The 7498-nt window shown below is 31.5% G+C and carries 5 protein-coding genes and 1 pseudogene; 1 reads left to right on the forward strand and 5 read right to left on the reverse strand.

Annotated features, from left to right (window positions below):
• Positions 1-1265 precede the first annotated feature (1265 nt).
• The 3 genes from ACKTTQ_RS09180 to ACKTTQ_RS09190 all read right to left on the reverse strand — a co-directional run bounded on the left by ACKTTQ_RS09180 (position 1266) and on the right by ACKTTQ_RS09190 (position 4735).
• Complete coding sequence (locus ACKTTQ_RS09180; RefSeq protein WP_408049032.1) at positions 1266-2156, reverse strand: tyrosine-type recombinase/integrase; 891 nt, start codon at positions 2154-2156, stop codon at positions 1266-1268.
• On the reverse strand, positions 2143-3084 hold the full coding sequence (locus tag ACKTTQ_RS09185; RefSeq protein ID WP_408049033.1) for a tyrosine-type recombinase/integrase: 942 nt from the start codon (positions 3082-3084) through the stop codon (positions 2143-2145). The genes ACKTTQ_RS09180 and ACKTTQ_RS09185 overlap by 14 nt, the downstream gene beginning before the upstream one ends.
• A 124-nt stretch (positions 3085-3208) precedes the next feature.
• Positions 3209-4735 carry a hypothetical protein gene (locus ACKTTQ_RS09190; RefSeq protein ID WP_408049034.1) on the reverse strand — a complete coding sequence of 509 codons (1527 nt, stop codon included), beginning with the start codon at positions 4733-4735 and terminating at the stop codon, positions 3209-3211.
• 152 nt (positions 4736-4887) lie between these two features.
• Here ACKTTQ_RS09190 and ACKTTQ_RS09195 point away from each other — a divergent pair, with 152 nt between their 5' ends.
• Positions 4888-5223, forward strand: a complete 336-nt coding sequence (locus tag ACKTTQ_RS09195) for a helix-turn-helix domain-containing protein (protein ID WP_408049035.1) — start codon at positions 4888-4890, stop codon at positions 5221-5223.
• A gap of 132 nt (positions 5224-5355) precedes the next feature.
• On the opposite strand, the gene ACKTTQ_RS09200 is transcribed toward ACKTTQ_RS09195, so the two are convergent.
• On the reverse strand, positions 5356-5976 hold the full coding sequence (locus tag ACKTTQ_RS09200; RefSeq protein ID WP_408049036.1) for a DUF4272 domain-containing protein: 621 nt from the start codon (positions 5974-5976) through the stop codon (positions 5356-5358).
• 22 nt (positions 5977-5998) lie between these two features.
• Positions 5999-7498 (reverse strand): annotated as a pseudogene (locus tag ACKTTQ_RS09205) (hypothetical protein); the annotation flags it as partial.

A 7498-nucleotide genomic window follows, 5' to 3' on the forward strand; every position in this document is an offset into this window, starting at 1 on the left:
AGTGCATCGTACCTGTAACTAACACACTTTTTTTTATTCCGATACCTTTTTTTTACGCATACACCCAAAAACAAGATTTTTTTAAGAACGTCCTTTCTTTCTCCACCGTAAATATATAAAAAAACTACTTTTTAATCCTATATTTTCATCGTTTTTACCTCTCAAAAACAGGGTTTTTACATGTTTTCACGATATTATGTAATTTATTAATAAACAGCGCTTTACAAGGTTTAAAAAATAATATTTTAACATTTACAGTTAATATACTGACTTCAAGCGCTTTAATATAAAAAAAGTTGCGGAATCGGAACTTGGCAAGGGATGTTATATAAGACCCCATTTTCAAGTACTTAAAAAACACCTCTTTTCTACCTCAAAAAGCACAACTAAACTCGTGTAGTTTTCATTTTAATAAACAACGGAACTCATCCGCATTTATCCACCTCTGTTCCGTTATTTTTTAAAACGTTATTTCTAATTAATGAGTTCCGATTTAATTTTTTTTATGGACTTTGTCCGACAACAACACAGCTTGTAATAAACCCAAAACAACATTTATAAGAAAACGTTTTAAAAACATAGGATTTAGAGGTTGGTGGCGTGGCTGGTAATCCTATGTTTTTAAAATGACTTGTTTTCAGTGTTTATAGTAGCTAGCGTAAAATTTTCGACAGAACCGTTATGTTTTGCCAAGCCAATAATATCGTTTAGTATTGGACGAGTTGTATAAAAAAACAAGCAAAGAAGTAAGACAAGCTTTTTTGCTTGACGGCTTTTTGTGAAGTCTTTTTTATACAAATTCGGTGCGGTGGTGTTGGTTTCCAACTGTATTAAGTCCGACCATCGGGAGACCAAGGGAAGTGGCAATTTTACATAATAGCAGTTATAACGTACCTGGAGCTTGTCGCAAGAGTATTATAACTACTATTATGTTACTTTGCTTTGGGTTGGAAAGGGCTTTGAGCGGTGGCGTAGGTTTTTAAACGTGTGGTGTATGGAAGCAAGAATAGTAAAAAGTTTGTCCACCTTTTTGTGGCTAATTTTTTTCTAGGCTTGTGGGACTGTAGCGGTTGGAACACCACCCGTTTAAAATACTACTTGTGCGGAGGATTGCCCTTTGCAACATATGCGGTGGCTAGCGGAACAAAATAAAAGACAGAGGGTTTTTGCCTTTTTCGGCAAAAAACTGGGTTTTGTTTTGTGTGGGGTTTTACGTACTGATTGGTTTTTAGCAAGCAACGTAGCGAAGCGAAGTTGCGAAGCTTTTAACTTAACGGATGATATAAGTTAACTATTTCCTGTAATTGCCTTAAATCTTCTTGTACGTATCTTTCTGTCGTACTTATATACTTATGTCCTGCTAGTATTTGTACTTTTCTTAAATTGTACTGATTTAACCAGTTTACAATAACACTTGCTCTTATTTGATGTATATTAATTATTTTATGATTTATCTTTTTTAATTTCTTTATAATGTTTGCTACTGTGTCTGTTAATCTATTTTGTGAAGCGATAAATACGAGTTGTAAATCTTGATTGTTTGTTGGTAGTAGTTTTGGTCTTACTTCGCCTATGTATTCTATAAACTCTAGTACTTGCCACGGTTTTAATTCTAAGGTTCTACGGTTTCCGATATTTCCTCTAGGTATGTAAATCTTTCCTTTGTAGAGTTCTAAATGTTCTAATTCTAACCGTTTTAAATCTGATGTTGTTAACCCTTGATATACTAATAAACCTATAATTACTTTGTTTCTTTTGTTAGCTAGTATTCTTCTTGGGTGTTTATCTGTTTCTGTTTCATAACTATAATACAAGTCTTCTAATTCGTCTGAACTTAATAAATTATGTAGTAATCTGTTTTTCTTTTCTCCTTGTACTTTAAGTGCTGTAAAAGGATTGGTTGTAATTTCATTACTGTTTATTAAATAATTAAAGTAGTGTTTAGTTGCTGTTAGTTTATGATTTATTGTTTTAGGATTGGTATGTGTTTTTTGTAGATAATTGACGTATTGTATTGCTTCTTTGTACCTAAATAGATTGATTTTTAAACCTTGTTTTGCAACCCATTCTGTAAATTTTTCAGCTTGTAGTATATAGCTTTCTATCGTTGTTATACTGTATTGTTGTTTTTCTAAATAGTCTTTATAGGCTTTCATTTTCTTGTTTTTTTTGATTTACTATATGCGTATAGATTTGAGTGGTTTCTAGTGAACTATGACCTAAAAACTGCTGTATCATTTCTATAGGTGCGCCTTGTTCTAGTAAGTGTGTTGCTATACTGTGTCGTAACTTATGGGGGGTGATTTTCTTTTCTTGTAATGTTTGATTACCTGTATGTGCTACTAGCACTTTTAATCTATTTGTAAAGCTTTGTGAGCCTAATCTTTTACCTTGTGAACCAATAAAAAAAGCTTCGGTTTCACCTGACTTATAAAACTCTGGACGTGCATCGTATAAATAATCTTCTAAAATTCTAGCATTGTAATTATTGACAGGTACAAAACGCTCTTTGTAATTCTTTCCTTTTCGCACATACACTAATTCTTTATCAAATAGGATGTCTTTTATATTTAATTGTACTGCTTCATTTACTCGTAATCCTAAGCTGTATAAGGCTACTAACATAGCTTTATCTCTGCATCTCAGATGCTTTAGACTATAATTCTCATTGGTAATACTAAATAGGTTTTTAATCTCTGATTTTGTAATTACTATTAATGCTGTGTTTTCTTTTTTCTTCTCTGCTCTTAAGTGTATAGGTAGTGGTTTTGTATGATGTTTTTTTAAGTATTCATTAAACTTACGTAAGGCTTGTTGATGTTGGTTTAAACTTGCTTTACTTAATGCTCCGTGCGTAATGCTATTAGGTCTTTGTTTTAGATGTAAGTAGTAATTTTTAACAATATCTATAGTAACTAACTTTAATTCAGTATGCTTGTGATACTCTAAATAACAAAAGAACTCTTGTACGTATCGTGGATAGTTCTCATAAGCACTTTTACTATATCCTAAAATGTCTAACCACTGGGTAAATGATTGTAATAGTGCTTTGTAAGTATGGTTTTGTAAGTGTAGCTTCTTCATTTTTTAAGTATCGAGATTCTCAACTTTTTTTATGGGTCGGTTGCATTTTTAAAAAGCTGTGGCGAGTTACATCTAACTAGTTGTAATACTTGTATTTAAGTTCGCCATTTTACTAGTAGCGAGATTATGGCGATGTGGCGGTCGAGAGTCTCGACACACAAGTGTTTAACGCGTTGTTTATTTGCTCTTTAAGGTTCTTGTATTCATCTATATCAACTACTTCAAAACAGTAACTTTTAGTTTTAACATTCTTAATTCTTCGTATATAATTCTCTGCTAACAACTGTTTATTATACCTTCTTAATGTGGTTTCTTTTACTCTTAATCTTCTTCTAATTTCAGCGTTAGTAAATGTAGTTTGGTTGTTTTCTAGTAAATATTTTTTAAGGTTTTCTAAATGATTTCTAGTTGCTCCAGTAATGGTATCTGATTTTCGTAGTAATACTTCTGTAATTAATTCGTTAGCTTCTTCAATATCTTCTATGGTAGTTTCTATGTATTCTTCTCCTGTTTCGCTGTGGTATTTCTTCTCTCGCTGATATTGTTTGTAAAATGTAATTGCGTTGATGAATTGTAAATAATGTGAGTTTGTACGACGTGGTTTAAATACGGATGGTGGTAACTCTAGATATTCTGCAAATGGATTGATAACTTTTATAGGTTTTAACACACGTTGTGTGTTTTTAAGTAATTCTATTGCAGCTATTTCAGCTTGCTCATTTAACTTGCCTGCGGAGGCTCTCCGCTGGTATTGCATTATTTTTTTGTCTTGTTCCTCGCTTTCATCTATGTATAATAAAAAACTGCGGTTGCTGTTATCTTCGTAAATGCTTTCTTGGGTAGTACAACCTGCAACACTTACTGGACCTTCTACCGTTAGATGTATAGTTTTTGTAGTTCCTTTACTATCTTTATGAACCACCGTTTTTGTAATTCGCTTTTTAGATTGTAATTCTCGAAGTGGATATAATACCGATTCTGCTCCGTCTAAGTCCTCAATGAGGACTAATTTATTATGAAGCTCTGTGCGGTTAAAATAGTAGAACGCATTGGCACTTAATACCGTTATTTCTATTTTATCTTCTTCAGGTATCAGTTCTGCAACTTTTGACTGTAAATGTGTTTTTCCTGTTCCGCTACTTCCTAAACTTATACAGTGTAACGGGTTGTTAGTTTTACGACTGGTAAAAATGAGATACATCAGTAAACGGTTTATGTCTTCTCCGATTACACCACTTTTACCGATGTACTCATTTGTTCTTTTTAGCAATTCTCCCTTCTTTAAAAAGTCGAGTGCTTCTTTTTCCTCACTAGCAATTAATTGTTTGATTTGTATTTTATTTGCTTGCTCCTCATTGCTAATGAGCAAAAAGCGGTAGTTTTCTAATTCGTGCGTTAATTCTTGTAATGTTTTCCTAACTACACTCGTACCTATTTCTAATCGCTCCGCTATTTTTCTTATAAATTTCTCTACTTGATTATCATTGTATAAATCTATACTTTGACGTAATATGTTATATTCTTTTACTTTCTGTATTGAGATTGTTACTCGTAAACTCTCTAGCTTATTTGTCTTTATTCCACCTAAGATGTGGATTTCAAGATGTTTTGTGATGTATTCGTAGTTGTTCGAGTTGGTGGTATTTAACATTGTTAAAAAGTTTAAAAACACATTATAATACACAAAGAAACATAATAATATTTATTTAAACAATATTTTTATGTTTTTATAACTACTTTAATGTTTATATATTTGCTAAAACCTTTGGTAATACGTGTATTGACACATAATAATATATATCTATGAGTTCATTTGGTAAAAAATTGACAGAATGTAGAAAAGCAAAAAATCTATCTCAAAAAGAGTTAGCAAAAATTTTTAGCACCTCTCATACAACGATTGGCAAGTACGAACGTGATGAGATGATACCGTCTATTGATGCTGCTAAAAAATTAGCTAAGATTTTAAATACTACTGTAGGTTATTTACTTGGAGAAAATGATAATGCAGATTTATTCAAAGACCCTAAAATGCTACAACGTTTTCAAGATATTTCTAATCTTCAAGATAAAGACAAAGAATGTCTTTTAACTACTGTAGACCATTTCATTAAAGCCTCTAAAATTAGTGCTATGTAAAAAACCACAACTTGCGTCGTGGTTTCATCTTTATTATTTTAAACTCTATTTCTTATTCGTTATCGGTACTAGAAAGGATTCTAGCACTAGCACTTACTCTGACATACTAGGAACATCAGGGGTACTATCGTACTAAGTGTCAAGTAAAACGTTATCCCAACTATTATAATTATACAAAAACCACTCAAGTGATTTTCTTCTCTCCCTTATAATTGAAAGTGTTTCTGAATTACCTTTCTCTGAATGCTTAAAAGACCAATGCAAATTATAGTAATAATCCAAAACTACTAACATTTCTTTTTCAGTTCTTAACTTAATAGAATCCAAAAATTGCTCTACAGAAACCTCTGGTGGTATTAAAGAATAAAAATTACCCATATTTATTTCTTCTAAAGAATATATTTCCTGCACCAATCCTCCGCACCATAATAAAGCATAAATAGATTCTTTATACCACGAAAAATTAATCATATTTCTATTTACTGAAGTACCTTCATCTAAAAAAAGAAATTCATTTTTTGATAATGCTTTATCTAATCCTTTTTCTTTAATGATATTATAGAAAAAGCCCTTAGAATCTAATCCTTCAATTGAAATTGTATAAAGCAAGTGTAAAATCTCTATACGATTAACTAAAGCCTCTTTATCCCCTATAATTATATCTGAATCTAATAAAGGTAAATGAATATTTATTAAATCAACTTTATTCTGAATATTTTCAATAGTATTTTTTCTAATTTCTTCTAAATTCATGTTTTTCTATAAATAAATCGTTTTAGTTATTTTTTTTCTTCCAATGTTTTGCATATCCACCAACTCTATTAGGATCTTGAGCCGTCTTTTTAGCATGATTTTCCTTACTTCGTAAATCTATTTGATTTTTATTATTGGTATTATGATCCCATTCATAGCCTTGTGGATTTTTCCTTGTTTTTGTTTTATTCCCTTTTTTGACAGACAAGTTTGTGTTTTCAACTACATTTGGGTCAATTTTTTCCATTTTCTTCTTTAAGGAAGAATTCGTTTTCATTGCATCATTCAACTGCTTATTTGCAGAATTTCTATGACCTGCACGTTTTTTAGATTTTGTTTTACTTAAATCTGCAGAAAAAACAACACCATCATCTATATTTTTCACAGTAGCATTAACTACATTATCTGCTTTTTTAAACAATTTATTTTTTAAAAACTTTAATCCTTTTAGAATCTTTTTACCAAAAGGAACTATACCCACAGCAGCCATAACATAATTACCATCTGAGATGTCTCTTATTTCACCAACTAAAGGTATTTCATCTAAGATAGCATCAGTAACTTCTGTTCCTTGACCACCATCTTTAAATTCATCCCCTTCAGGGTAAAACTCAGCTAATTCTAAACCTTCCAATTCAACACCCATTCCCATTTTATTTTCTTGGAACGCATAAGTTGAATTATATACATAATCTTCTGCTAATGGGTCTACTTGCCAAAAACGTAATGTTGCAGGGTCACTCACACGATACCTCCACTCATGAGTGTTTAGCCCTAAATCTTCTGTAAATTCTTGTTTCTGGTATGTTTTAAGATTATTCTTAACACCTCTTAGCACAGTATTATATCCTCTATGTTCTAATCCCCCTGGATAATAATTTTGCTCTCTTCTAATTTCAGAACTTGCAGTAATCACACCATCGTTATTATCATCTGCATACGTGATTCGAGTATTTCCCCAAATATCAATGTATTGATAAACATATTGCCAAGAATTACCATTAGGTTCTATATATCCTTCGGGGTGCGATATTTGCTTTAAGATATTATTTTCATAAACATAATTCCCAATATAATCCGTAGTGGTAATAGAACCGTTATCATTGGTTATCTTTCTAATTTTCGTGCCATCTGCATCATAAGTATAATTTATCTTTCGAGTGCTGGAGTTATTAAACTTAATTTCCGTTGGCATATTTAAGTGATTATATACTACACTCGTTACACCTTTGTTTAAGTCTTTTACTTGGTTTCCATTAGTATCAAAACTAAAATCATTTCCTGTATTAGTACCGTCTTTAAAACCATAAGTTTTATTTCCTGTATCGGTAACTTTTAATAATTTATTTCCGCTATCGTAAGTGTATGCTAAATTATCCATCGTACCAAAGCTAGTTGCTCCTGTATTTAAATGCCCTTTTCTTTGTAAGGTTAAAATATTTCCCATTTTATCATAGGTAACATTTTGGAGGTTATATCGCCCTGTATTGTCGATTGCGCCTGTGATTCTGTTTAGTGCATC

The sequence above is a fragment of the Tenacibaculum halocynthiae genome, assembly GCF_964512825.1.
GTDB lineage: Bacteria > Bacteroidota > Bacteroidia > Flavobacteriales > Flavobacteriaceae > Polaribacter > Polaribacter halocynthiae.